This window comes from Haladaptatus sp. CMAA 1909 (assembly GCF_043952005.1).
Classification (GTDB): domain Archaea; phylum Halobacteriota; class Halobacteria; order Halobacteriales; family Haladaptataceae; genus Haladaptatus.
Genome location: NZ_JBIOAV010000002.1, coordinates 558,105 through 584,093 on the forward strand (window position 1 = coordinate 558,105; position 25,989 = coordinate 584,093).

Genomic DNA, 25,989 nt, shown 5'->3' on the forward strand with positions numbered 1-25,989 from the left:
GATGAGGACATGGTGTACAAAATCGACTACGTCGACGGCGACGTCCTCACCTGGTCAGTGACCGAGACGGGGGTAGAGTGTGAAGTCGATGAATCGTATACGCCGACAATCTACGTGTCGGTGCACGGTGATGGCGATTTTTCGACGGCACGTGCTGCACTCCGTGATCATCCTGCCGTTGTGCGGGTTGCCGTGGTTGATGAACGCGTGAGTTTTCGGCATGATCCCGAGCAAGTACTTCGAGTGGATGTTGTCGACCTCAAGGCAGTGAATTCAGTGGCGCAAATGGTGAGCAAGTGGGGTTCGCCTGGTGAGTATCGCTGTTACAATGTCGACTTCTCGCGGGAGTTTCGGTACTGTCTTGAAGAGGGGATTGACCCACTGCCGACCCACGAACTCTCACAGATGCAGATTGCTGTACCGGAGACGGAATTAGTGAGTGAGCGAGTTACCGAACTCACGATTGACGATGAGACGGTGACTGGGAGTGGTGCGGACGTATTAGCCACGCTGTCGGCTCATGTCGAACGTGCTGATCCGGATGTACTCTTCCTGAATACCAGCGACCTCATTCCCGTCCTCTTTCAGCAGGCCGATCGACTCGACGTAGAGTTCCAGCTTGGACGAAGAGCAGGGTGGCAGCAGTTGGCGGGCGAATCGACCTACGAAAGCTATGGGCAAGTCGGCCACTCACCAGCACGCTACAATCTCCCGGGCCGGGTGATTATCGACGGCTCGAACACGTTCATGTGGAACCAGACGAACCTCGATGGCTGTTTGTATCTCGTCGCACAGTCGGGCAAACCACTACAGGAGTTGGCGTGGTCATCAATCGGGACCATTCTGACCGGGATTCAGATCCAAGAAGCTCGCGAGCGGGATGTGCTTGTCCCGTGGCACTCCTGGCGGCACGAGAAGTTCAAAACGATGCGTCAGTTGCACGACGCCGACCGGGGTGGGTTCACCTTTGCGCCGGACGTCGGGTTACACGAAGACGTTCACGAACTCGACTTCTCCTCGTTGTATCCGAATATCATCGTCACGCGGAACGTGAGTCCGGAGAAGATTCGCTGTAAGTGTCACGCTGGTCGGGAGGATGTACCGGGAATCGGCTACTCGATTTGTGACGAGCGAGGGTACCTTCCGGATGTGCTTGAGCCGTTGATTGAAGACCGGGATGCGATCAAAGCCGAGATTCGTGAGACTGAGGACGAAGAGCGTCGCGAGGAGTTGGAAGGTCAATCGAGTGCAATCAAGTGGATTTTGGTCTCCTGTTTCGGCTATCAGGGCTTTTCGAATGCCAAGTTCGGACGGATCGAGTGCCACGAAGCGATCAACGCGTATGCTCGGGAGATTTTGTTGGAGACGAAAGCAGTACTCGAGGAGCATGGGTGGCGAATCGTGCATGGGATCGTCGATAGCGTATGGGTGACGCCGATTGGGGGAGCGGAACAGACGTCGCTTTCAGAGCTTGTCTCGAAGATTTCTGAAGAGGTGGCGATTCGGCTTGAGCATGAAGCTCACTACGACTGGATATCGTTTGTGCCGTTACGTGATTCAGATGCTGGTGCATTGATCAAGTACTTCGGGAAGGTTGCTGGTGAAGATGAGTACAAGTATCGTGGCATCGAGTGCCGACAGCGGAGTACGCCGTCGTATATCGACGATGCGCAGAAAGCGTTGATTCGACCGGTCGATCCGAATGAGTTGGTGATCACGAATCGCGTTTCGAAACAACGGGAGGACTACACGCAGTCCACACGGAGTGTGGCGGCGCTAAAGCGGGCGGCTGATCTGGGCTTGGCGCGTGCCCCTAGTCAGAGTGTGTCGTCTGTGGTGGTTGACGACGGGAAGCGCTCGCGAGAGCGGGTGCTGTTGGCGAGTGAGGAGTTGAACGAGTATGATATCGGGTTCTATCGGGAGTTGTTGATTCGGGCAGCAGCGAGTGTGTTGTCACCGCTTGGATGGCGAGAGAAGCGTATTGAGCAATTCCTTTCGAGTCATGACGAAATCAGTCTCAAATCATTTCTTTAACGATCCCTGGTATCGAGAATAGATCTGTTGCATACTGCGCCTCTATACGACGAGAATCATCTCCTGTCGAAGCTCTCCATTGGTGACCGGTTTCAACAAGTGTGCTAATCGTAGCGTACGTATCTTGTAACGCCAGTTAGTGTGAATTTGATGATGGAACGATTTACAATGGTGAATGAGATCACAAGGGAAACCCGTGAGTCACTAATCATCCACGAGCTGTTGATCGGAGCGCACTGCGAGGACTGGTGCTGAGGACGTCCGTAATACCTGCTCAGCCACACTCCCAAGGAGCGTTTGACGTAATCTCGTCCGTCCATGGGTTCCAATCACCACGAGATCGATGCCGTGTTCGTCGACATACTCTGTGATTGTTCGATGAGGCACGCCAATTTGGATGTCTGTGACGGTTGATACGTCGGCTACTGTTGCTCGTCGCACTGCCTCATCGATCGCCTCCTCGCTCTGTTTTCTATATGCCGATCGAAGTTGCTCGATATCGAGTTCGGTTGGGGTCGTGATTCCGAGGTGTCGCGTATCGATGACCGAGAGGACGTGCAGTGTCGCATCAAACTGGGCAGCTAACGCTACTGCATGTTCGACCGCGATGTTCGCATGTTCGCTTCCGTCAGTTGGTATGAGGATTGTCTTGTACATGATTTCGGTTAGTCTGAGATTTCATGGATACGCCGGGGTAGTAGTCAACCGCTTAGACGTCAAGTCCAATAGTCAACCCTAGCACCCCGATGGTGAAGGCGTACAGTGGAATGATATAGCGCCAGACCCGGTTCGGAACAACCCGCACTAGGTAGGGCGCACCGATCGATGCGAGAAACCCACCCGCGAAAATGGATGGAAGGAGCACGAGGTTGACGCCAACGCCCTGTGTTGAGAGCGCAAAGAACGTGATAACGCCGACGAGCGAGACGATACTTTCTGCGAGCGACGCGATAGCGGTTGCACTCTTCTCGTACACACCGGAGAGGATCTGTCCGAGCGTGACGACTGGTCCGTAGCCACCACCGCCGATTCCCTTGTTGATTCCAGCAAGTGCTGCGAAGCCAATGAGGCGACGTGGCTTGTACTCAATCGTCGTCACGACTCGTGCCCGGAGTAACCCAATGAGCCCCATTGCTAAGACAAGGAGTGAGACGTAGGCTTCGATGTATGATTCGGGGAACGAAAGCGCGAAGTATGTGAGTACAATCGAGACGATACTTGCAATTGCTCCCACACCACCCATGATGAGCATCAATTTCGTCTCATCATTTAACGGTCGGAACGAGAAGGATGCGTTCTTCAATTCGTGATGGACACCACCTGACACGATACCTGTGATCGACTCGGAAATGAGGAGAACAGGTGTCACCTCGAGTGGACTGTAACCGAGGAGAAACAGGACTGGCGCTAATGCAGTGCCAAACCCCATCCCTGCAGATGAGTCCATAAGTTCGAACGTAAAGGCAAGAGCGATAATCGTTGGAACGAGTGGCAGCACCAACGCTTCTGTTGATGTTCCGAAAAACGGCACCATGATGGCTAACCCGAGAATATAGATAATCCCGAGATACCCAAGTCGACGTATCGTCGACTGAGGGAGGCGCATTCGCTCGGTAAATGTCTTGCTGACGTCGAGGTGCTGTGCCTCTGTGCCAATCTCGACGGGTTCGATATCGACTAACTCTGCTTCTAGTTCAGCAACATCGTGTTCGATGTAAGCTACTTCATTCTCGACAGTGCGCTTTTTGCTAGAATCCATTGCAACCCCCTCCCCAAATAGGAGATACATCCTTTATACGTCACTCAGCCATATGATTGTTGTGTTTGTAGATTTCGACACAAATTTTGGACATTTGAACTGAAATATGGGTTGTATATTGATATCAATCTCTTATAGCGGTTCGTCTCCAGACAATCTCCTGTTTCTCATGAAGATAACAGTGTCATATGTTACACAGTGGTAATTGAACAGATTCTGGTCGACCGGAGAGGTCATCTCTTAGTTACCTAAATTTATGACTATAATTTATAAATAGTAGAGAATAGAAATAACCATGGATAGATACGGGAGTGATTCAATAATTAGGTACTGGGTATCGAGTTTCCCACTCTTGTTTCTCCTAACATCAGTTGAAGACCCAGGCAACTACAGATTACGCACCACTGATATGGAGAATCAACACATGGTAGATGACGACTCCAATGAATACTATGTAGAGAATGCCACCAATCAGGAATGGATATGGATTCATATTTCCATCAGTGATGGTCCGAGCACGGAGGTAGAGAATCCCTGCACTTAAAAGCGCGAGAAGAGCCGAGAACCCATAGAGGAAGCTCTTGGTTCCCCACTGCAATGAAATATCCCATGATGTATAGATAATTCCGAGTGTTACTGGCACGGTGCCTTGAAAGGCCATTGCTCCAGTTATATTTCCAAGTGCAAGTATGTCCTTATCCCGGGAGATCCAGATGATGCTATTGAATTTCTCGGGGAGTTCTGTCGCAAGTGGAGCAATAAGCAGCGCAACGATGGTGACAGGAATCTTCAGTATCTCTTTTGAGACCCATTCGGTGTGTACGACGAACATATCCGCACCTCCAATGATGAGGCCCAATGCGAATAGTGTTTGAAACACGACCAGAAGAGTATGTGGGTTAGTTGCGTGTGCATCTTTTTGATGCATACCTGGGACATACTTCTCAGCGGCACTGTCTAGTTAAGCCAGCTTGAGGAATGAGCAGGTTGTTGAGTAACTTGCCTAGAGATGCTCGCAAACCTGCTCGAAGAAGGCTTAGACGCGGATTTAGAAGAAACTTGGGAGAACGAACGGACGGCGACGCCCGTCAGGGCGTTCGCCGTCCGTCTCCATGCGACTGGTTGTTCACTCAGGGAGACAAAAGCAATTTTAGCACTGTTCGACGTTAAACGGTCACATCAAGCGATTTTTCAGTGGGTACATCGGCTGGCTGACAGCGTCTCCGACCCGCCGTCGGCGACGCCGACGCGGGTCGCGGTGGACGAAACCGCTGTCAAAATTAACGGTGAATGGTCTTGGGTGTACGCTGCAATAGACACCGAAACAAAGCTGCTGCTTGGTATCGAAGTGTTTGATCGGCATGGCACTGATTCGGCGGCTGCGTTTCTGTCTGGATTGGCCGAGAAACACGATCTCTCGGGCACCGTGTTTCTCGTTGATGGCTACGGGTATCGGACTGCCCTCTTTCGAATTGGGTTGAGCGGTCGGCTCGACTACACGGAGCGAAACCTGATCGAAAAGTGGTTTCACACGCTCAAACAGCGCGTCGACCGCTTCCATACGTCGTGGGTGGGCAGTCGGCCAAGCGTCCAGCAGTGGCTTGAACAGTTTGTGCATTACTATAACCATCAGCGACCGCATCAATCGCTCAACAACCGAACGCCTGTCGAGGAGGAGCTAAACTAGACAGTGCCGCGCGTTTTAAGATGCGTGATTGGTTCTATAACCGAAGTAGAACGAACGACGAAAGCGAGGTCGATCTCTCGAATTTGCCTGATTTAGGCGATTGACTTCCTGTGGGCAGTATAAGCAGCAGTGGAGATGCTCCGGATGGTCAGGGAGCAACCGTGGCCTCACCATAGAGAGGGATCATAATGAGCAATAGTACAATCGCACCAAGGGAGACAGCAACAGTGACTCTCCACCGACCATTTTCGCAGGTCGAAGCGACGACGTATCCTGTGAGCACGAGGAGAGTCACTTGGAGAAGGAATTCAAGATAGGACGCATTGAGTCCGAGACCGCCGCGAAGCACGACAACCATTAGAACCGCTGAAAGGACGGTCAAAACCGCCATTACGACTGTTGAACCCGATGTAGCACTAGTTGCTTTTGCCACAATCGTCGTCAGAATCAGATTGATGAAAATTCGCGTTCCAACGATCGCAGCGAGGAAAGTGGGATTTGACCACTGCGGAAAGAGCCATTCAAACATGGTCTCTAATTTCTGGGAGGTCTCATCAATCCTTTTACTATTTGATTTACGATCTCTATTCAGCTTGAAGTCGATTTTCTACTCTCTAACCTGATAAACGGAAGTACATCACTCGAGACGCTTGCTAGACTCTCTTGGTTCTGCTTAGTGCAAGAGATATGGTGACACCAGGCTATCTCGCCAAATGGGTTGGTTATCTTCCACCACTATCAAAGAAGCCATCATCGACCTCGAACTAACCGCTCATCTATTTTCTTGAGCTCAGCTGGCTTATCCACGTGAAAGAATCGGTCCGGGCTCGTATGAGGAGAGATCGAAATAGTGGCCGCCACGAACCCAGTCGATCCCAATAAACATGAGTGACGCACCGCCGCCGATAGCCGCCACCGCAAGAAACGGTTGGATGCTACTCTCATACGGCGATGTACTGTTCCAGATTGGGAATACAACGCCCAGAACAAACATCAGACCGAGCAGGAGATCAGCTGCCCCGATGAATTGGTTCCAGGTGGCGGGGCCAACCTGTTTTCCGGTACCGCCGATCACGAATAGGATGCCTGCACTGCCAGTGATCACGAATGTTGCTATCGCACTCGATTCGGACGGGGCTGGAAGGCCGAATGCTGCGCGGACCGTGAGTTGACTGATGATGAGGAAGATTCCGAGGACCAGAAACCAGCGACGTTTCATGTAGTCACTATCTCCGGAGATCGTAAAGTAACTTCGTTTCTTTTCAACCATTCTCCCTATCTCGATAAAACACACAGTCCACGGAACACGTCTCAAACATAGACGCTCTGTAGTCGATACTGGCGTTTTAGCTGTCAGTCTTCACTTGAAACCTGGTGTGTGTCCATAACAGCTTAATCGCCACTGGACCCCCTCAGATACTCTCTCCTTCGAGTAAACTCTTATCTCAAGTAGTCTGCTTTGACATTCCGAGTGCGACGTCGCGTCTGAGACAATCAATACATTTTTCACGCGAAACGAGACAACAAACAATAATGAGGCGCACTGTCTATCTCGGATGTCTACTCGTCATCCTCACTGCTGGCTGTACCAGCTTCCTTTCACCCGGCCCGTCTCCATCCCAATCCGAAACCACCACTACTCTCTCCGGTACACTTGCCCCAGGAGTTACAGCAGACGGAGTGACGAGCGCCGAAAAACTCACTGCAGCACACGCTCGGATCCTTACCGAGGAATCATTCACGTATCACCAAACCCTCAACCTACGCTATGCAAATGGGACGCTCTTGCGTCACAAATCTACTACAATTCAAGCGACACACAACAACACTCACTTTCGCTCCAACACAGCGTATGCAGGCCAAATTCCGGCGTTACTAGGTGCATCACAGGGGAAAATCAAGTACTGGTCAAATGGTACTGAGACGCTTCGTAAAATAACCATCAACGATGAGAGTCATTATTGGTTACTGCCAGACCGACCGACGATGCTTGGCTCACTGACGACCCGCGATCGACTGTATCTCTTTGTTACTGCATCCTCAATCCAATCAATTACGAAGGCAAACGATTCCAGTTCAACGCTCAACCTGTACCGCTTGCACTCGAGCAATGTGAGCAGTCCCTCATCTTTGGTACGTTCATTTCAGCCCGTGACAGTCACAAATGGCTCGTTTACTGCCATCGTTGATTCATGGGGTGTCATTCATCGCTATTCGTTCACTGGGACAGGAACGTATAATGGGTCAACTATTCGGATCCAAGAGACAGCGAATTACTCGGCGATTGGTGAGACACAGGTCTCAAAGCCGTCGTGGTATGCTGCTGCAGCTAAAAATGCGACCCATCAAACTGTCATTAGCTGATCCGACAGTGATTTTGTAAACTCTATTTTTTCGAAGTGTTTTGAAGCGATGAAGGGACACTTTACACGCTAGCAGTTCTCACTTGATGTACTTCACTTGAGATCTGGTCCACCTATTGGTCAGGTATCTATCCGACGCTACATCGATATGAATAGTTGTGCAAGAACGATCGCTGTGATTGCAAGCGAAAGACCCGCCATCGCATAGGTCAATGCGCCCTACTCGGTTGGTTTTCGCTCTTCTTTCTCTGGGAACCATAGCCGAACAAGCCCAATTCGCGTGGTCTCTAACCATACCTTGCGAAATCAACCTCCTACATCTACGTTTAAAATCCAATATAACCAATAATCAAATATACTTAATAGTAATTGAAATAATATAAAACTTAGAATTCAGCATTTTATTGGGAAAAATTCGGATTTCTATAACTCATGAACCACTCAGTCAGAGTACAATAATGGCAAAATTCAAATATTTATTTCAGATTATAGATGTTAATAACCCTTATATTTTAGTTAAATGAGTCAATCATAGTGACTGTGGACATTGGTAATAATTCGCGGTCGGTAACTGATGACGAAGGCCATGAGATCGATGCAATCAATCGACGACGATTGATGAAATACATGGGTGCAACCGGAATAGTTGCAAGCCTTGCTGGGTGTAGTGGTGGCGGTTCAACTGATAACAAGAGCAATTCTACTCAACAGGACACTACGATTGCTGACCCACAGAATATTCCGAAGGGTGGGGTATACAAAGCTGCAACGACCAACCCAACGAATGGACTGAACGTTTTCCGTATTGGCGATGGTGAGACGAGTGCCCGTGTCAATCTAGTGATGGAGGGTGGATTTGTTCGCGAAGGTCCGAAATACGATAACTTCCTTCCCCTTTGGTTCGAGGACATGAAGGTGAATGATTCGAACACGGAGGTGGAAATCAAGCTGCGCAAAAACCTGAAGTTTGGTGAAGGGTATGGACAGCTGACCGCAGAGGACTACCTGTGGAATATTGAGAATATTTGGAAGGCGGACTGGGCCGCGTTTACATATGCAAATGAGTTCTTGGTTGGGCAAGAGAACAAGCCAATCGAATTCAAAAAGGTAGATAAATATACAATTCGTGAAACGATTCCAAGCCCACGCCCGTTCTTCCCATATAATGAACCGCTCAGTTATATGATGCCGATTCCGAAAGAAATTGCGCAGTCATATGTGAAAAAGAAGGACGCCAAAGGTCTTGAGAAAGATGATAAAATCATGAGGGCTACATTCAATGGGAATCTTGGCCCATGGGATCTCAAGGAGTGGAGACAACAATCTGTCATGTCTTTCACGCGGGCAGATGATTATTATCTTCGCAAGTGGGCAAAAAAGGATGACCGCGTCCCCGAAATTTTCGCAGAAGCACCATTCTTCGATGAGGTCCACTACCAGTACTTCGACAAGCGCCAGTCTGCCCTACAGGCCCTACAGGCAGGCGAAATCGATCGTTCATTCGTCCCAGTCAACAAGGTCAATTCCTACAAAAATAAGAACAAAATAGAGCTATACAAAAATCCTTACCGCGCCTGGTCAGGATACCTTGGCGTCAATCAGCGTGCAAACGGATGGACACAACTCCGGAACAGAAAAGTTCGCCATGCACTGGCGCATGTATACAACAATAATTTCATTGTAAAGAATCTTCTCAGCGGAATGGCAGGTGTGCAGAACACCCTCTACCCCTCGTGGGGACAGTATTCTCCTAAGGATCCCGTGACGTTTGAGGGCTCACTAAAAAAGGCGAAAAAACTCCTCAAGGAAGGGACATCGAGTGAGTACAAATACAAAGGTGACAAGCTTGTCGGTCCAAATGGTAATCAGGTCTCCCTCACCGTTGTGTACGAGTCCAGCCAGATGGACGACCTCCGCGCCTCGTATTTAAAGAAACGTCTTGGAAAGGTTGGCATCAAGCTTAATCAAAAGACAACATCATGGACGAGCTTGTTGAGTAATTACGGAGAGTGTAAAAACCCCGCCAAGGGAATCTCTAAGTCAGAAAACATCGGTTACGGGAAGGACGGGAAAGAACATCCATCGGGATACAACTACGGACCACGGGACAAAGCAGTGTCCAACAAGCCCTGGGACTTCATGTTGACGCTCGGGTTCTCGTACGGTCCACTGACACCGGCTGGAACGATCGCGAATCTATTCGGGAAGAAAGGAAACTTCAACATGTATGGTAATGATCCTGATAAGAACCTCGAAATGATGCGCGATAAGGCACAGACCGCCAAGAGCCGAAAAGCAGCAAAACAGAAGATCCAGGATATGCTTATGTACCTTTCTAAGGATCGTACGTGTATTTGGGAGTATAATCCCCATAATTATTACGCATACCGCAAACCGGTGCAAGGATATGGCAACAGCCCGCCGGAAGACTACTGGGCGCGCAATTTAGATGCCACAATGGGCGATGCGAGAATGTACTTCGCTAAAGGGAAGAGCAGCCGGTAAGCGACTTCTGGTATTTTTAGCATTCAAACATATGAAATGGTACATTGCTAAGCGGCTTATGTTTACAGTAGTCGCGGTCTGGATTGCGTTGACGTTGACCTTCGGCTTGCTCATAGCGTCGCCGAACCAAGCACAGATGCAATCTGTAATGAGTTGTGCCGCGACAGGTGAAGACCCACAGGAGTGTAGGGAGCAATTCAAACAGCAGAGGGGGCTTGACAAACCCGTGACAGAGCGGTACAAAAATTACATGCTCAATATGGCCACGCTCAACTGGGGGTGGTCTGAATCACGCTCCCAATACGTGATTCCGGCGGTACTCGATGCGTGGAAGTATACAGCGCAATATGCAATTCCGGTTCTGATACTCTCAACGTTGATCGGGTACGGGCTTGGGATTTACTCGGCATACAAGCCCTATTCGCTATCGGATTACGCCGGAGGCTTCATCGGGTTCTTCGGAATTAGCATCCCGAACTTCTGGTTCGCGATTGTCTTGATAATGCTACTCGGGGTGAGATTCGAAGCTCTTCCCACGTACTATCAGAGTGGCATCCCTCAACAACAGGGCTGGTTCTCAATTGCGAACATTAAGCAGTTGATTCTGCCGGCTATAGTGTTGCTCACCGCGTCACTTGCCTATCAACTGCGATACTCACGGGCGTTAGCACTTGAACAAATGAACCAGGAATTTGTGAAAGTGGCAAAAGCCAAGGGAGCAAGCCAGTATCGGCTGATGATCTGGCATGTCCTCCGAATGGCTGCGGTACCACTGTCAACGAGCTTTGTCGGTCAGTTGCTCGCGGTCTTCTGGTCGGGCTCAGTGATTGTCGAACAAATATTCGCGATACCTGGACTCGGCTATATGTCTTACACGGCTATCATTGAACAAGACACATCATTGATACTTGCCACCACGTTGATTACGGTGTTCATCGCAATTCTGGGGAACCTTCTCGAGGACCTCGCGTATGTTTACCTAGATCCCCGAATCGACTACAGTAGTAGGTAACCATGACTGACAAATATACCAATACGACGTTCGAGGACATCAACTGGGAGACCCAAACCGTCTCAACAGTCAATCTCTCGAAGACACTACTCATAGAGCTTGCATGTTATCTCCTCATCATCGCACTGTATACCTACGACTCGGTTATCAACAAAGGGCCCCTCATCTTAAAATGGGATGTCCTTAGCGTTGAGTGGATGTTAGCGGCAACACTCGTCGCGATGTTCTTCCATGGTGTCCTCCCTCTCCTGAGAAACGAGCGACAGCGTCAGTTTTACTGGCAGCGGTTCAAGAAGAACAAAATTGCCGTCGTCGCGCTCTGCTATCTCATTGTGATATTCACGATTGGGATGCTAGGGCCGCTCTTAATCGATCCGCCACATACCCGATTCACGAACCGAATTCTCCCGCCGGTCGGAATCACCGCAACGATCAATGGCGTCGTGAAGACGGGAACGTGGCAGTATCCCTTAGGAACATCCGCGAAAGGAATGGGGATTCTCACGCTTGTCATCTACGGGATGCGTATCAGTATGGAAGTCGGGCTCATCGCGACAATCATCGCTGTGTTCATCGGTTCGCTGGTTGGCGCTGTTGCCGCACTGGCGACGGCAACGGACGTCGGCTGGCTTGATGAAGTCTTGATGCGATACACTGATATTCAGTCCATTTTCCCAGTATTCATGTTATTGTTATTATTAGTTTACATATTTGGCGCCAAGCTATGGATGATTATTGCCCTCTATGGAATCTTCGGCTGGGAAGGCATCGCCAGAACAGTCCGCGGTGAAGCGCTCCAGCGTTCCAATGAAGCATATATCTCAGCTGCACGTGCTTCAGGGGCAGGTATGCTCTATATCGTTCGTCGACACCTGGTTCCGAACTCATCAAATAGCATTATCATTAATGCTACGATTGGTATCCCGATCTTCATACTTGGTGAGGCAACACTCGCGTTTCTTGGATTCAGTGATCCTACGACGTTCTCGTGGGGCCGCACCATCTCCGCTGGACAAGCAAACATTGAACAGGCATGGTGGATCTCTACAATTCCCGGCATTTTCCTCTTTTTCACTGTGCTTTCGTTCCTCTACATCGGTGAGGCACTGAGAGACGCGATGGATCCGCGCCAAAACCTTGGAGGAGGTGGTGGACTATGACAGATAATCCATTGCTCTCCGTCGAAGACTTGAAAACTCACTTCCACACCGATGCTGGAACCGCTTATGCCGTCGACGGCGTCAGCTTCGATGTCGAGCGTGGTGAGACGGTCGCTATCGTCGGTGAAAGCGGCAGCGGGAAGACCGTTACGAGCGAATCGATTACGAAGATTCTGGACATGCCGCCCGGAAAAATCGTTAACGGCACCATCACCTTCGATGGTATTGATCTCGGTTCAATGTCAGGGAGGGAACTGCAAGAAATCCGTGGCAACCGTATCAGTCACATTTTCCAGAACCCCCAGAACGGTCTCAACCCAGTGTATAAGATTGGTCGGCAAATCGGTGAGACGCTCAAAATCCATCGAGACGACATGCCGGAGGGAGAAATAAAAAGGCGCGTCGTCAACTTACTGGACCGAACTGGCATTCCCGAGGCGAGCACCCGCGTCAACGACTATCCCCACGAATTCTCTGGTGGGATGAAACAACGAGCGCTCATCGCGATGGCACTGGCGTGTGACCCCGAACTCCTCATTGCAGACGAACCAACAACGGCACTCGACGTAACAATCCAAGCACAGATTCTCAAACTCCTCAAAGAGATCCAAACAAAGGACAACATGAGTATTATCTTCGTTACACACGACCTCGGAGTCGTCTCGGAGATCGCCGATCGTGTCGTTGTCATGTATGCTGGGAAGGTGATGGAACGAGGACAAGTTAAAGACGTCCTACAGAATCCTTCTCACCCGTACACGAAAGCACTCATCGACTGTTTACCTGGTCGCGATCAGGCAATGAAGCGAATTGAGGGGACACTCCCTCCGGTGACGAATCCTCCATCTGGATGTCGGTTTTACCCCCGGTGTGAGCATGCTGTGGAAGAATGCACCACCGGCGACCAACCATCGATGCACACAGTTCCAAGTGTCCATACACACGAAGCGTCCTGTGTCTACTATGGACCAGGATACGATGTGTCGGAACTCGACGAAACGGAGAGTCACACTGACACACAACAGGATACCCGGGCTGACGGAGGCCACAACGTATGAGTTTCCCATCGACAGATAGCGTCGATCAGTCGAATAGAGACGATGCAATACTCACAGTTGAGGGTCTCAAGAAACACTTCCCGATCAAGAAAGGAGTTCTGAAACGCGAGGTCGGTCGGGTACAAGCGGTCGACGGCATCTCGTTCGACGTCAAGCCCGGCGAAACGGTCGGACTCGTCGGTGAGTCGGGCTGTGGAAAGTCGACCGCCGCGAAATCAATTCTGCGCCTCGAGGACCCGACAGACGGAATCGTCGAGTTCGACGGCGAGGACATCACCGAGTACAACGACACGGAACTGAAACGGTTCCGACGGGAGGCGCAAATGATCTTCCAGAATCCCGATTCAAGCTTCGACCCTCGGATGTCGATTGGGGAGTCGATCTCGGAGCCACTCCAGATCCACGGCGTCGGACCGCGCGAGCGTCGAATCGCGATTGCCCGTAACCTCCTCGAGCGAGTCGGATTGAACGCGAACGACACTGATCGATATCCCCACGAACTGTCTGGAGGACAGAAACAGCGCGTCGCACTCGCGCGTGCACTCGTGGTGAATCCCAGGCTAATCGTGGCCGACGAACCTGTTTCTGCGCTCGACGTGAGCGTGCAGGCCGAAGTGCTGACGCTGCTGAAAGAGATTCAAGACGAGTTCAATCTCTCGATCCTCTTCATCAGTCACGACATGAGCGTCGTGCGTGAGGTCTGTGACAGAGTCGCAGTCATGTACCTCGGACAGATCGTCGAGATTGCGGACACGGAAACGCTGTTCACGAACCCCCAGCACCCATATACGCGAGCACTACTGCAAGCGATTCCGACGCTTGATGTTGGGACGAAAGGTATCGAAGGAGGGCTTTCCGGTGACGTTCCGAATCCGTCCGATCCACCGTCCGGCTGTAACTTCTACACCCGATGTCCTGAGATCATTCAGCCGGAAGAATACGACTTCGAGCAGGAGAACTGGCGAGCAGTCATGGACCTTCGCGTCTCACTTGAGCGACATGGCATTGATGTTGATGCAGTCCGCGAGTTCGTCGGTCTCGACTCCGAAGAGGCCGTATCAGACGAGGACGCAGCAGAGATGAAAGCCGAACTCCGCCGTGAGCATGACCTTCCAGAGACGCTCTCGGACAGGGCCGCGGAATCCGTGCTCGAAGAGGCACTTGAGAAGATTGTTCATCACAACGTCGATGAAGCGAAAACCCAGTTGGCCCGGGAGTTCGAGACTGTCTGTGAACAGACTGAACCACCGTTGAATACATCGGAAGCTGGCCATCCAGCAGCGTGCCTTCTTCACACTCAGGAAGGTGAGCGCGTGGCAACGTCGGTCGACGACTGACGGCAGACATGCCGTTCGTTCGATTTGGTTGAGTTCTTTCTTGCTTCATTCTCTTGCTTGGATTGTTTCGTAAGGGTGAGGCAAGACATGGACCTCCGTTTTGGTAAAACGTGTACGCGGTGCGTGAGTGGAATCGGTGTGCAAGTCACTGTTGACTTTTTCCCCCACCTGAAGACGGAGGTGTGCGCTATCGGTCAGTATCAAGACGTGGGTCTATCAGAATATGTATAAAATCCTGCATGAGTGTGCCTGTAATGCCGATGAGTAGTATTCCAAAGACTGCAGTGAACGTCACTATTGGATCGCCTGATGCGAATCTGTAAAAGATCGCTATAGCGATTCCCTCGATCTTCAGGACTTTCTCGATGACGATCGTCAACAACAAGAGCAGACTAAGCGATTCACCGAGGACAAGCGATCCCAGTGACGGCCACATGTTTCGAAATATATGGGTTGCGATTCGAAATCGTCCGGCTCCTTTTGCCTCGGCGGTTTTCACGTACGGCATTTGGAGGCATTCAGCCGTCTCTGTCTGTGCGTGGCGAACCTGAATAGCGAGGAAGTTGAGCGCAATAATCCCTGTAGGGAGCGTCAATCGGAGCAGATTCATTGGATGCCAGATGCCAAGGGAAGGATTGTAGATGCGAATCCAGGGAACGATGGTAGGCATCAAAACGACGATGACCGCGGCTAGGAGAAACGCTGGCACGCTCAGACCGATGTAGGATATCGCCGAGAGAATGATATCGAGTGGGCTATTCTGGTCTACTGCAGCGCATGTCGAAAGGCCTGAACCAATAAGAGTCGCGGCTACAACGCCGGGAACAACGTATATTACTGTCACTGGAAGGCGTTGGAGATACAGATCGATGACTAGTTGCTGGTAATACACTGACTGCCCCCATTGTAGGGTGACAAATCTGTGCATCCAATCAACGTAGAGTGTGAACGGGTCCGGTGAATGCGGGTATACTGCTGCGAACCCCATTTCTACCACTGAAATATACGCAGGTAAAACGACCTCGAAACTGATGAGTTGACTGTATGCAGTATGTGATGTAAGGTTCGACCCACTCACGTTTACTACTGATTGAGTCTTTACTACTGCTGGTAGAAAGAATGCTACTTTCTCTACAGAGGTGATGTTTCTGTTATTAGAAGTCGCTTATCCCTCGATTGTGCACACTCTCTGCTCAGAATCTGATGACATCAGATTCGTTCGAGCAAGAAGATGTGGCGGGGAAGGGGTTACAGTGAATCAGGAATGATGGCGCCAGATTAACATTGAGCCCATTGGTGAGTCATTGGCGACCGCGCCACACCGGGTCATGTGGGGGGTTTGGTATATGCTTTGTGCTGTTATTAGAAAATAAGATATTCGGTTTTCATAACTATCAGCAGAGTTTTCACGAGTTGATGGGCGATTTCACTAATACGTACTGTTCATCCCAGTCTACGATGTACTCAATTTCCCTTCGACGTCAATGTCCCCGGACTTCTTGAAGTCACCCATGAAAGCAACGAGAATCCCGCAACCCACCAATACGTCATCTCTATCAATGACGTGACTGAAGAACTAATAGCCTATCCGTGTCTGTCAAAAGCGGGTAGCGTGGATGATGCTAGCCGCTACTACGTATGGGGAAGCATCCATGGCGCTGTCTACTCCCCGAACATGAGTTGTCATGTAAAAAGAAAAAGCTATGTATTGACGCAAAATGCGTATTCTGTCCAAGAGTCTGACTTTCGTCACTGAAACGACCAAAGCACTAGAACCGGTCACATCCTCAGCAAGCAATCAATACGCGAACAACCGCTCAATTTTAAGCAAATCCACTACCTATTAAGCGGACACTGACGAGAAATAGGATTCTGCCGAAGGGCGTGGCAATATTAGTACCTTATACTAATAACAACTGATTTTGGGAAAGTCCGTTCTCTCCCCCCATCCAAAGATGGCTTTACTTGGAGAGTGGAAATATTCGATAAGTAAGGGACTAAGTAGGGGTTCTTCCGCGGCTAGGTTCTGACTGGTTGCTCATCGTGTTTTGTCCACTCCCGGATGACAACTACGCGATGCTGGAACAAGTGCCATACCACTTGCGCCGACGGCGGTACTATGGCTTCATTGTAATCAATCCGTGACAACACTCTTATTTTGGTCGTTTTCTAACAGGTACCTATGCTTCCATCGGTCGACGTACTTGGTGTGCGAATTGATCTTCGTCGATTCACTCTCGCTGTCGTTGTATCGCTTTGTTTTGTCGGAGTGGTGTTCGCTTTCGAGACTCGTGTATCGGTTATATTGATCAGCCTCATGGCGCTAGCGAGTCTCTGGTTTTTTGCTGGTGCGATCAAAGGGATTCACGACACACACGGCTATAGGATCGCACTTGGTCTCTTATTCACTGGCTTTGGTGGCGTTGGATATCTGCGCGGGGAGCAAACTCTGATCACCTATACGTTCTTATTTGGGGGCTCAATTCTGGTGATCGCAGAGGCGCTTGGAATTGATCTACGGCTTTCTAATTTCTATCAGTGACGGGTAGCGTCTGTATGGATGTCCACAAGACATCCAGACTATTTGAGATCGATAGTTACTCTGTAAGTCGTGACGGCTTTCTACTGTCATCCTTCACTTGAAATCAGGTGTGTCCACGTCTGCTTAGTGCAACATGAGGCAGTGGCAAATTAATATAAATACTCATACATTCTTATTTACTCCTAATAGCCATGGCAAGTATAACACTAAGTTTGATTTTCGGTCTTGGAATAACTGTTGGAGCAATCTTTGCTATCCCATTTATACTCCAGAAACACGGCATACGCCGATATAGTGTCGGTCTCATCTTCCTAACTTGCTTCTGGTTATTTTGGGGGGTGAGAACACTAGGTGATACTCTCGTTCACTACCCCGCGATTGTATTTCTCATCTTGACGTATGGTGCTGGACTATCCCTCGCGCTAGGGTTGAGTATAATGCTATTTGAGCTAGTCTCACAACGACGACAAACAACGAACATATGAATTATATTCTCGGCGTTGGCTATTTGAGAGAAAATAGGGGTAACTCACCCAGTGGACTGTCTCAATATTCTTCTTGACCTGCGCGAGCTCTGGAGCCTTACTTCACCACTCTTATCGTCCATTCACTATGACGGGTTGCTATGAAAGAACAACAAAGAGTTTCCGAATTTCTGGAAGACCATCAGTTGGAAGCACCACCTGAATTTCGGCTCCTTGATTTGGTTTCTGAACTTGGAGAAGTAGCGAAAAATGCAACAGAGTCGACAGACTATGGCGACGATCCGAAGCAGCTTGCCATTGAAGCGGACGAGATCGGTGATGTTCTCTTTTCGCTCCTCGCTGTCGCTGATTCGCTTGATATTGATGCAAGCAAAGCACTTGATACTTCACTTGCAAAGTATACAGAGCGAATTGAAGAGAAAGACAATCCAGGATCGGGAAAGTGACTCTCGTGTCTCCGTTTACTCGTCTCTGCTTGTTTGTGGCTGAATGAATTTCGAGAGTTCATTCGGTGCCTCTCGGACTCGCGTCCCAGACGGAAGGTGCCATGCCTGGATTGCTGTTTCAATATCGAAGCCAGCAGCATCTCCCACTGCACCGAGTGTATATACAGCAAAGGCAACGACTGCAAGCAGCCCTGGGAGAGTGAAAAGTCCCCTACTCACGAGACAATATATCGCTGGGAACGAGGTGGGAAGATCATTCTACGACAAACACGGGTTCGAGGTACACGAAGAACGGACGATTGAACTCGCCGAAGAAAAAGTCGACGACGGCGTGCTCGTCCGGGATTTGTAGACGTCTCCATATCAAACGAAGATGAACAGAATGGATCAATGATAGATTTTTAACGCTCGCTAACAAAGAAATAATCGGCAACAAATGACCAACGCCCTTAATGAATATCTCAAAGAAAGGCCGGCACTCGGCGGTCTTGCCGTCCTTGGCATGCTCTTCATCGGAATGATGATCTGGACAAAAATATACTATCCCTATCGTCCTGTCGGAACTATTCTCTTTGATCCTGGTCTTTGGTTTGTCTTTATTCTCCTCGCTCCTATCCTTTTTCTCAGTTATTATCTCAGTTCTAAGTATTTCAACTAATACTCTACATAAATCAATTATTGATTTGAAAATACTACAAACTGAACTAGAACGCAAGACGACGGTGGGTTCCTGATTCTCTGGAGTGGCCGGTTTGGCGGTTTTTGGGACTACACGGGCCGGTAAGTGGAGCAAAAGCCCAAAGTAGGCCGACCGCCCTTCTACTGCCTGATTTGATAATCGGAAGTACAACCTCCCCGAGAGTTTCGAACCAATCTATGCGCAGTTCGTAGCAGCCAACATCATTCAGAGCTATTCAAAATATCCCGCCTAGAAGTATAAACACACTAACCACTGCCACAATGATACTCATGACCTGACTAAGAAGGACGCTCCAGTTTGCTGGCTCCACTTCGTCCCAGGGTGTTGTACTTCCAATCGAATCGATACGTTCACTCAACCGTGACAACTCGTAGGCATACTGGTACCCGAATATACCCCCCTAGGAGTGCAAGTACAAAAAGCGTTTTCCAACCTCAATCATGTTGAGTTATAGAACACTGGTAGTAAGAACTTTGTGGATAGTTAGTATAGCACTGTCCAGATAAGGACGAGCAGGTCGAAGCGCTAGTTGTTCATGCTACCTTCAAACCTGCTCAAAGAGTGTGTAGACACGGCTACGCTTGAATGTTGGGAGCGTGAGCGGACTGCAACGCCCATCAGGGCGTTGCAGTCCGGCTCCACGCAACCGGATGTTCAATAAGAGAAACAAAAGGGACTCTCGCGCTCCTCGGCGTGAAACGGTCGTATCAAGCGATTTTTCAATGGATTCATAGGATCACTGACAGCGTCTCCGACCCATCGTTGGCATCGCCGGCGCGGGTCGCGGTCGACGAGACCGCTGTCAAAATAAACGGCGAATGGTCTTGGGCGTATGATGCAATAAGTATCGAAACGAAGTTCCCTCTCGACATCGCCGTGTTTGATCAGCATGGGACTGATTCAGCGGTTGCGTTTCTGTCAGGATTGTCCGAGAAACGCGATCTCTCGGACGCCATGTTTCTCGTTGATGACTACGGCTATCGGACTGTACTCTTTCGAATTGGGTTGGGCGGTCGGCTCGACGACACCGAGCGAAACCTGCTTGAAAAGTGGTTTCACACGCTCAAGCAGCGGATCGACCGCTTCCATACGTCATGGGTGGGCAGTCGGCCGAGCGTTCAGCAGTGGCTTGAGCAGTTTGTGCATTACTATAACCGTCAGAGACCGCATCATTCGCTTGAAAACCGAACACCTGTCAAGGAGGAGCTTAACTAAACAGTGCCCAAATTTTTAATATAGTGGAATGCGGATTTTAGATCATGGAGTATGGTTGGTAATAGCTGTACTTAAATATTCCAAATACAGTTTTTCAGAGATTAATTTTAAGATAATTACCTACGGTTTCACGACATTCATCTCCAGAATGGATGCTATTTAAATAATCCATATTCCGGTCTAATTACCGCTATTGGTCTAGTATCACCTTTCAAAACGTCGCGAACAGATCATATAGTAGAGAAATTATTGATTTCTCTGCCTCGTAGTATTACAAATTTTTGAAAAGGGCGACGATATCATCGAAATCGAACCGCCCGTTTTCGTTGAAATCAAACGCGTCAACGTTGTCCTGCACTGCGTCCTTTTCGGAATTGTTGAAAAGGTCGACAATATCATCATAGTTGGCCTTCCCGTCACCGTTGATATCCTCGTAGTGACCATCCCTGTCTAGGTCTTGCGGTCGCGAGTCCCCGACAACTGGTGGAGGACTGTCGGCATTGACCGTAATCGGACCGAGTGGACCGTCATAGAAGCCACCATCTCCATTGCTATCATAAACACGAATAGCAATCGTGTTCTCTCCACCGAAATTCACGTCCTCACGATCTACCGTATACTGACGTGTCTCTTCCCAGGCCGTTTCATCTCCGTTTTCGGGGAACGTTCCCGATTGCCCAATTTTGACCCCATTGAAGAACGTTTCATCAACGTCATCGATTTTACCGAGTGGAATATGTAGGTCATAGCCTTTCCATTTGCTGGGAATTGTGATCGACTTTCGGTACCAGCCATATGCTGGATTCTCCGTGTAGTCGGAATGGTCCTCCCAGTTGGCGGGAACAGTAACTACTTCCCAGTCGCTTTCGTCAATCGATGATTGCTTCCAGTCCGTGTTATCTCCTCGGTGGAAACGCCACTCACCAGCAAGATTCATAATCGGTAACGGGATAATCTTTGCCGCGGTATTATTCTCTTCCGAATCTTCGGAATCAATTACTGCTGTGATTTCATAGATTCCTTCCGATTGACTACCGATTTCCCAATCAAAGTCTACAGTGAATGACTCCTGTGGTTGGATCGACTCAATAGTTTTTGACGCAAGCTGTGTCTGATCCTCTCCAGATGTTTCGAAAAATTGCAGGGAGGATTTTTCCGTAGTCGAATATCCATCGTTATTAACCGTCGCAGAAATATTGAGAACGCCCGAACCATCATTCTCAACAGTAATATCCGATGGCGTTATCGCGAGATCTCCCGGTTGTGCCTCTAATTCAAATCCTTTGAATTCGAATGCTATTGCATGCTTACTCGGTCGTTCGGACTCCGAGAGATCTGGAATGTCGATCGTCACTTGTTTGTTGGCATCGTCAACGCTGAAATCAACCGCTCTGTATCCCAGCAAGGTGACCTCGGACGCACCAGCGTGAGGCGGGACCTGTCCACTATCGGAATTATTCGATTTCTCCGGGCCAGAGTATTTCTCGACTTTGACAGCATCGAGAGTCAGTTCTTCTTTCTCCGGCCATCCAAGGACGGTCGCATACAGCGTTTCTCCATTTTTCGACTGTGTGTATCGTACGTCTTTTTGTGTATATTCCACGCTTCCGACAAAGTGGCCACCCGAATCTAAGCGGGTCGGGCCTTCGCCAAATACCTTCCAGGGTCGTGTTTCGTATACTGCATCACCATTGGTCTCTAGCCAGCCTCCCACACCGAGCAAGCGCTCGCGCTGTACATCTGGAATCGTACCGTTAGCCTTCGGTGAAATGTTCAACAACATTTGGCCGTTCTTGCTGACAATATCGATCAGTGTATGAATCACTTGATCAACTGATTTGTACGTTTGGTCTTCTGTATATGACCAAGATCCGAATGAGAGCGTAGTGTCGGTTAGCCACGCTTGATCCTGCATCGTCCGTGGTCGTCCCTTCTCGAAGTCCTCGATACTCATCGAACTAGGTAGGTCTTCTTGCTTCCGAGTGACGGCGACATCCTGATCGTTTTCGGCCGCTTGGTTGTAGTAGTACGCAAGGAAATTGTATGCGTACTCATCTGGGACAGTTTCGACAGCGTTGTCAAACCAAATCAGATCCGGTTGATATTGACTGATCACCTCTAGAAGTTTTGCTTCCCAACTTTCTAAGAAGAGCTCTGTAGACATATTGGCATACATCGCTCGTTCAGGCCACCCCTCTGTAACCGATGGGAAGTTTTCGTACGCGTGTGAGTAGTGGCCGACCTCCCCTGCAGGATCAATATATGAGAAATCACCTTCGTCCCAGGGGAGGCCGTTGCGGGCATGGTGGAACGATGTGATAAAGTGAAGACCCTCGTTTCGGATCGCTGATTCGAGCTTACCGGTAATATCTGTTTGAGGTCCTCGATCGCTAGCATTCCACGGATTAATTGCCGAATCCCAATTTGACCAACCATCATGGTGCTCTGCAATAGGACCCGCAAATCGCGCACCAGCTTGTACAAATAGATCTGCCCATTCTTGAGCGTCGAATATTTGGCCAGTGAACTGCTGTACTAATTTTTGATAGGGGTAATCTTTCGGAGAGCCATATGCTTCTAAGTGATGATCGTACATGTAATTATTCGTATCGTACATATGACGAGGGTACCATTCCGATCCGTACGCGGGGACAGAGTATGGACCCCAATGGAAATAAATGCCAAACTTATCATCACGGAACCACTCTGGGACTTGATCTACGTTCTTGAGTGAATCGCGTGTGGGCTCGTAAGGACCCTGGTCAATGACCGACTGTGCATTTTCGAGTGTGTCATCGATTACGCTTTGGAATTCTTCAAAGCTTTTGGGGGCGGATTGGTTCATCTCACTTTGTCCGGCAACTGTCCCGACACCAAACGCTGTGGCTAAAGTGAGAGCACCGCTCGCGGCAAGAAAGCGGCGTCGTGATGCTTTGAGTGACTTTCGATCTTGTTGCTCGTCGTTAATATCGTTTATATCAATTGAGTGTTCTTCATGATCTGTTTGCTCATTCCTCGAGCTCTCTTCTGCGTCGTTTGTTGACATGGATCTACGGCATATATAATATGTTGTATATACAAATATATTTTGAAGAATTAATTACAATTAAATGTAGCTATACTTCCTACTAAGGATAATAGAATATTTATCCCCTTCTGACATTTTAAACCTGCGTTATTTAGCATAAAATATACTACTAAAAATATTACAGAAATAATACGCTCGATCTACCAATGCTTACCGCTATTAATATATCTAATTCATCCTTTGTCAAGATGCTCACTATCGTGAGACCACTCTTTTGATCATCGGCGAAGATAAAAGTGTCATATTATAGTTGCACGGGTGCTGTATTCTGTACAGTATTCGAAGAGACTGACTGGAATTTTTCAAGTTCAGTGGGCACTCGGTTGTTTACAGTTGTCGTACTGTAATACTCTGCTTTATCCAAATATTATCTAAAGGAATTGTGTGTGGGGAGAGCTCTCGTTCCTATAATTTTGCCTTAACCTAGTAATAATGAATCACTCAATAGTGATTTTTGTCGTATTTTGTATTACTAGTGATTCAAATGTTATGCAGTAAGAACGAAAAATTACATAGACGAGACTCTACTGACCTCGAATATCTGACCGTCAAACGTGGCGTATCCGACGAATGTCAACTGTGTATAAATCTAAGCCTTCCCAGCGAGCGGTTCGATAGAATAAGTACAAAAGTTATTGACAAACCCGATAATCGAATCAATTGTCGAGTGTATCTGGATAGGGTATTGTTGTCTTCCTCACGGACACTCACGTATCGTTTCAACGAATTTTGTTTCCAATCAATACACCAATGCATTCTTCGGGGGAAATACTATACTAACACTATGGTCGGTCACACTGTGTTCGATTACAGCGGTTAATCAGCGATCGTTACTGGATCTACGAAAGAAATTGGTCGTGGTATCGCAGAAGGGCTCGCCGATGCTGGAGCCAACGTCGCTATCAATTCACGAACGAAGGAGGACGTAACTACAGTTACTGAGCAACTTGACAAATCATGTAGGTTACTTGCTGTGCTCGCGATTGAAGCAGTCATTGTCGCACTCTCTCCGTTCGCAGAAGCGTTCCCATGAGAGAATTAGTCCTGACTCAAGCCCTATCGTAGACGATGATATGACCGACTGAAAAAGCGACAATCAGCAGTTAGAGGTGATTTGATAGCTACTCTGGCGTCACGATATCGTGCATGAATTGGTGATATTCTTCGACCGCCCAATCACCCCTCCCGACGGTCGCATACGCATTCCGTCGCTTATCGCTCGCTTTCGTCTGTTTTGAGATCAACCCTTTCTCCACAAGGCGATCGAGGCCAGGATATAATCGACCGTGATTGATCGGCTCAGGATAGATGTCTTCCAACGCCTCCTGCAGATCGACGCCCTCAGCGGGTCCCAAACGGTAGATGAGACACAGGAGGTGTGCCTGAAAGGCGGTGAGATCGGTCGGGAGATTATACGAAGCAAAGTCAAGACCGGATTCGTTCTCGTGTGTGTCAGCAGAGGCGTCTTGGTCGGATTCTGAAGTAGTCATACTGGAGTGACTAATCTTCGCTACTTAAAATCTACTATTACTACGATAGTAAATTGGTGCTAGCGAGTGGGAGAGTTTGTGACCAACACTCGCTATTGCGGGAAGAGAAGCGTATTGGTTGCTTTGATCCCCCGACAAAACCTTTGGGGTGAGTCGGAGTTGCCTCACAGTCCTTTGTGGGACCCAGTTGATATTCATAGGGACTAATACTTCTAGCAAGGGGAAACCCGAACGAGCTGATACAAACGACTTCCATTTCGAAAACGGAGAGTGAGACACGAATATCTATGGGGGCTAGAATGGTACACAAACGTGGATCAATTTTTGCGGAGAGAAAGTGGTTTGCGTGTCATCGCATTACAGTGAGCTATGGCGGCTCCGTGGACGCAGTGGAATCACGTCACGAAGGTCGACCCAGACAAAGCACTCCACGATGGGAATACCTATGCTGGCATTGCTGACACGGGCACAGACGCAATTATTATTGGAGGAACTACGAACGTCACAGAAGCACGCGTGCAACCGATTCTTGATGCACTCGCTTCTGCCGAGATTCCCATTTTTGTCGAACCGACCTATCGCCCGTCGTCGTTTCACACTGAGTCACTCTCTGGCTACTTGCTCCCGATCGTTCTGAATGCCGATGACCCACTGTGGATCACAGGAGCACACCACGAATGGGTTCGTTCGTCTGATCTTGAGTGGGAAGCTGTCCATCCAGAAGCCAATATTGTTTTGAATCCGGCGTCGGCAGTCGCCACATACACGCGAGCAGACTGTGACCTCGACGTCGATGACGTCATCGCCTATGCTGAACTCGCCGAACAGATCCTTGGCCAGCAAATCGTTTATCTCGAGTATTCCGGCGCCCTCGGTGATCCAGCAGTTGTGGCTGCCGTACATAATGCACTCTCATCAGCGCAGCTCTTTTACGGTGGTGGGATTCACGACTACGACTCGGCCTACGAGATGGCGAGTGTCGCTGATACAGTGATTGTCGGTGATGTGCTCCATGAGGCCGGTATCGAGGCAGTCAAGGAAACTGTTCGCGGAACACTGGACGCGAAGCACGACTCGTAATCCTTCATTCAACAATCGAAGTGGTCAC

19 protein-coding genes and 1 pseudogene are annotated in these 25,989 nt (G+C 49.1%); 12 read left to right on the forward strand and 8 right to left on the reverse strand.

Features of this window, described 5'->3' with window-relative positions; all coding sequences use genetic code 11:
• Window positions 1–9: 9 nt before the first annotated feature.
• The gene (locus ACGYLY_RS20785; protein ID WP_395284637.1) at window positions 10–2,034 is read left to right on the forward strand and encodes a type B DNA-directed DNA polymerase; all 2,025 of its coding nucleotides are present in this window, start codon (window positions 10–12) and stop codon (window positions 2,032–2,034) included.
• A 204-nt stretch (window positions 2,035–2,238) separates the two neighbouring features.
• On the opposite strand, the gene ACGYLY_RS20790 is transcribed toward ACGYLY_RS20785, so the two are convergent.
• The 3 genes from ACGYLY_RS20790 to ACGYLY_RS20800 form a co-directional block, all read right to left on the reverse strand.
• Entirely contained in the window at window positions 2,239–2,691 is a 453-nt protein-coding gene (locus tag ACGYLY_RS20790) for a universal stress protein (RefSeq protein WP_395284636.1), read from the reverse strand.
• A gap of 52 nt (window positions 2,692–2,743) precedes the next feature.
• Window positions 2,744–3,793 carry a TSUP family transporter gene (locus ACGYLY_RS20795; RefSeq protein ID WP_395284635.1) on the reverse strand — a complete coding sequence of 350 codons (1,050 nt, stop codon included), beginning with the start codon at window positions 3,791–3,793 and terminating at the stop codon, window positions 2,744–2,746.
• 394 nt (window positions 3,794–4,187) lie between these two features.
• Window positions 4,188–4,721, reverse strand: a complete 534-nt coding sequence (locus ACGYLY_RS20800; protein ID WP_395284634.1) for a sodium:calcium antiporter — start codon at window positions 4,719–4,721, stop codon at window positions 4,188–4,190.
• A gap of 81 nt (window positions 4,722–4,802) precedes the next feature.
• On the opposite strand from ACGYLY_RS20800, the gene ACGYLY_RS20805 reads away from it, so the two are divergent.
• The gene (locus tag ACGYLY_RS20805) at window positions 4,803–5,480 is read left to right on the forward strand and encodes an IS6 family transposase (protein ID WP_395284633.1); all 678 of its coding nucleotides are present in this window, start codon (window positions 4,803–4,805) and stop codon (window positions 5,478–5,480) included.
• A 148-nt stretch (window positions 5,481–5,628) separates the two neighbouring features.
• On the opposite strand, the gene ACGYLY_RS20810 is transcribed toward ACGYLY_RS20805, so the two are convergent.
• Together ACGYLY_RS20810 and ACGYLY_RS20815 are read right to left on the reverse strand one after the other, a co-directional pair.
• Window positions 5,629–6,009, reverse strand: a complete 381-nt coding sequence (locus ACGYLY_RS20810; RefSeq protein WP_395284632.1) for a hypothetical protein — start codon at window positions 6,007–6,009, stop codon at window positions 5,629–5,631.
• A gap of 270 nt (window positions 6,010–6,279) precedes the next feature.
• Window positions 6,280–6,750, reverse strand: coding sequence for a hypothetical protein (locus ACGYLY_RS20815; RefSeq protein ID WP_395284631.1), 471 nt, complete (start codon window positions 6,748–6,750; stop codon window positions 6,280–6,282).
• A 1,627-nt stretch (window positions 6,751–8,377) separates the two neighbouring features.
• On the opposite strand from ACGYLY_RS20815, the gene ACGYLY_RS20820 reads away from it, so the two are divergent.
• The 5 genes from ACGYLY_RS20820 to ACGYLY_RS20840 are packed head-to-tail and all read left to right on the forward strand — an operon-like array spanning window position 8,378 to window position 14,915.
• Window positions 8,378–10,348, forward strand: coding sequence for an ABC transporter substrate-binding protein (locus ACGYLY_RS20820; protein WP_395284630.1), 1,971 nt, complete (start codon window positions 8,378–8,380; stop codon window positions 10,346–10,348).
• A gap of 31 nt (window positions 10,349–10,379) precedes the next feature.
• On the forward strand, window positions 10,380–11,360 hold the full coding sequence (locus tag ACGYLY_RS20825) for an ABC transporter permease (RefSeq protein WP_395284629.1): 981 nt from the start codon (window positions 10,380–10,382) through the stop codon (window positions 11,358–11,360).
• Window positions 11,361–11,362: 2 nt separating this feature from the next.
• Complete coding sequence (locus tag ACGYLY_RS20830; protein WP_395284628.1) at window positions 11,363–12,520, forward strand: ABC transporter permease; 1,158 nt, start codon at window positions 11,363–11,365, stop codon at window positions 12,518–12,520.
• The gene (locus ACGYLY_RS20835; RefSeq protein WP_395284627.1) at window positions 12,517–13,578 is read left to right on the forward strand and encodes an ABC transporter ATP-binding protein; all 1,062 of its coding nucleotides are present in this window, start codon (window positions 12,517–12,519) and stop codon (window positions 13,576–13,578) included. The genes ACGYLY_RS20830 and ACGYLY_RS20835 overlap by 4 nt, the downstream gene beginning before the upstream one ends.
• The gene (locus tag ACGYLY_RS20840; RefSeq protein WP_395284626.1) at window positions 13,575–14,915 is read left to right on the forward strand and encodes an ABC transporter ATP-binding protein; all 1,341 of its coding nucleotides are present in this window, start codon (window positions 13,575–13,577) and stop codon (window positions 14,913–14,915) included. Before ACGYLY_RS20835 ends, ACGYLY_RS20840 begins: the two co-directional genes overlap by 4 nt.
• Window positions 14,916–15,102: 187 nt before the next feature.
• Here ACGYLY_RS20840 and ACGYLY_RS20845 read toward each other — a convergent pair whose 3' ends face one another.
• Complete coding sequence (locus ACGYLY_RS20845) at window positions 15,103–15,903, reverse strand: ABC transporter permease subunit (protein WP_395284625.1); 801 nt, start codon at window positions 15,901–15,903, stop codon at window positions 15,103–15,105.
• A gap of 1,194 nt (window positions 15,904–17,097) precedes the next feature.
• On the opposite strand from ACGYLY_RS20845, the gene ACGYLY_RS20850 reads away from it, so the two are divergent.
• The 3 genes and pseudogenes from ACGYLY_RS20850 to ACGYLY_RS20860 all read left to right on the forward strand — a co-directional run bounded on the left by ACGYLY_RS20850 (window position 17,098) and on the right by ACGYLY_RS20860 (window position 20,303).
• Window positions 17,098–17,457: a hypothetical protein gene (locus tag ACGYLY_RS20850; protein WP_395284624.1), complete on the forward strand. Its 360-nt coding sequence runs from the start codon at window positions 17,098–17,100 to the stop codon at window positions 17,455–17,457.
• 625 nt (window positions 17,458–18,082) lie between these two features.
• The gene (locus ACGYLY_RS20855) at window positions 18,083–18,388 is read left to right on the forward strand and encodes a MazG nucleotide pyrophosphohydrolase domain-containing protein (protein ID WP_395284623.1); all 306 of its coding nucleotides are present in this window, start codon (window positions 18,083–18,085) and stop codon (window positions 18,386–18,388) included.
• A gap of 1,235 nt (window positions 18,389–19,623) precedes the next feature.
• Window positions 19,624–20,303 (forward strand): annotated as a pseudogene (locus tag ACGYLY_RS20860) (IS6 family transposase).
• Window positions 20,304–20,574: 271 nt separating this feature from the next.
• On the opposite strand, the gene ACGYLY_RS20865 reads toward ACGYLY_RS20860, so the two are convergent.
• Complete coding sequence (locus tag ACGYLY_RS20865; protein WP_395284622.1) at window positions 20,575–23,349, reverse strand: alpha-L-fucosidase; 2,775 nt, start codon at window positions 23,347–23,349, stop codon at window positions 20,575–20,577.
• Window positions 23,350–24,217: 868 nt separating this feature from the next.
• On the opposite strand from ACGYLY_RS20865, the gene ACGYLY_RS20870 reads away from it, so the two are divergent.
• Window positions 24,218–24,424 carry a hypothetical protein gene (locus tag ACGYLY_RS20870; protein ID WP_395284928.1) on the forward strand — a complete coding sequence of 69 codons (207 nt, stop codon included), beginning with the start codon at window positions 24,218–24,220 and terminating at the stop codon, window positions 24,422–24,424.
• An 88-nt stretch (window positions 24,425–24,512) separates the two neighbouring features.
• On the opposite strand, the gene ACGYLY_RS20875 is transcribed toward ACGYLY_RS20870, so the two are convergent.
• Window positions 24,513–24,881: a helix-turn-helix transcriptional regulator gene (locus ACGYLY_RS20875; protein ID WP_395284621.1), complete on the reverse strand. Its 369-nt coding sequence runs from the start codon at window positions 24,879–24,881 to the stop codon at window positions 24,513–24,515.
• 369 nt (window positions 24,882–25,250) lie between these two features.
• Here ACGYLY_RS20875 and ACGYLY_RS20880 point away from each other — a divergent pair, with 369 nt between their 5' ends.
• Complete coding sequence (locus tag ACGYLY_RS20880; RefSeq protein WP_395284620.1) at window positions 25,251–25,961, forward strand: phosphoglycerol geranylgeranyltransferase; 711 nt, start codon at window positions 25,251–25,253, stop codon at window positions 25,959–25,961.
• Window positions 25,962–25,989: the final 28 nt, after the last annotated feature.

Excerpts from the sequence above, each read along its gene's own strand:
- ACGYLY_RS20880 (WP_395284620.1), top strand. The coding sequence starts at position 25,251 with ATGGCGGCTCCGTGGACGCAGTGGAATCACGTCACGAAGGTCGACCCA.
- ACGYLY_RS20795 (WP_395284635.1), bottom strand. The coding sequence starts at position 3,793 with ATGGATTCTAGCAAAAAGCGCACTGTCGAGAATGAAGTAGCTTACATC.
- ACGYLY_RS20845 (WP_395284625.1), bottom strand. The coding sequence starts at position 15,903 with ATGGGGTTCGCAGCAGTATACCCGCATTCACCGGACCCGTTCACACTC.
- ACGYLY_RS20815 (WP_395284631.1), bottom strand. The coding sequence starts at position 6,750 with ATGGTTGAAAAGAAACGAAGTTACTTTACGATCTCCGGAGATAGTGAC.
- ACGYLY_RS20830 (WP_395284628.1), top strand. The coding sequence starts at position 11,363 with ATGACTGACAAATATACCAATACGACGTTCGAGGACATCAACTGGGAG.
- ACGYLY_RS20810 (WP_395284632.1), bottom strand. The coding sequence starts at position 6,009 with ATGTTTGAATGGCTCTTTCCGCAGTGGTCAAATCCCACTTTCCTCGCT.
- ACGYLY_RS20850 (WP_395284624.1), top strand. The coding sequence starts at position 17,098 with ATGCTTCCATCGGTCGACGTACTTGGTGTGCGAATTGATCTTCGTCGA.
- ACGYLY_RS20855 (WP_395284623.1), top strand. The coding sequence starts at position 18,083 with ATGAAAGAACAACAAAGAGTTTCCGAATTTCTGGAAGACCATCAGTTG.
- ACGYLY_RS20785 (WP_395284637.1), top strand. The coding sequence starts at position 10 with ATGGTGTACAAAATCGACTACGTCGACGGCGACGTCCTCACCTGGTCA.
- ACGYLY_RS20790 (WP_395284636.1), bottom strand. The coding sequence starts at position 2,691 with ATGTACAAGACAATCCTCATACCAACTGACGGAAGCGAACATGCGAAC.
- ACGYLY_RS20835 (WP_395284627.1), top strand. The coding sequence starts at position 12,517 with ATGACAGATAATCCATTGCTCTCCGTCGAAGACTTGAAAACTCACTTC.
- ACGYLY_RS20800 (WP_395284634.1), bottom strand. The coding sequence starts at position 4,721 with ATGCATCAAAAAGATGCACACGCAACTAACCCACATACTCTTCTGGTC.
- ACGYLY_RS20840 (WP_395284626.1), top strand. The coding sequence starts at position 13,575 with ATGAGTTTCCCATCGACAGATAGCGTCGATCAGTCGAATAGAGACGAT.
- ACGYLY_RS20805 (WP_395284633.1), top strand. The coding sequence starts at position 4,803 with ATGCTCGCAAACCTGCTCGAAGAAGGCTTAGACGCGGATTTAGAAGAA.
- ACGYLY_RS20865 (WP_395284622.1), bottom strand. The coding sequence starts at position 23,349 with ATGTCAACAAACGACGCAGAAGAGAGCTCGAGGAATGAGCAAACAGAT.
- ACGYLY_RS20825 (WP_395284629.1), top strand. The coding sequence starts at position 10,380 with ATGAAATGGTACATTGCTAAGCGGCTTATGTTTACAGTAGTCGCGGTC.
- ACGYLY_RS20875 (WP_395284621.1), bottom strand. The coding sequence starts at position 24,881 with ATGACTACTTCAGAATCCGACCAAGACGCCTCTGCTGACACACACGAG.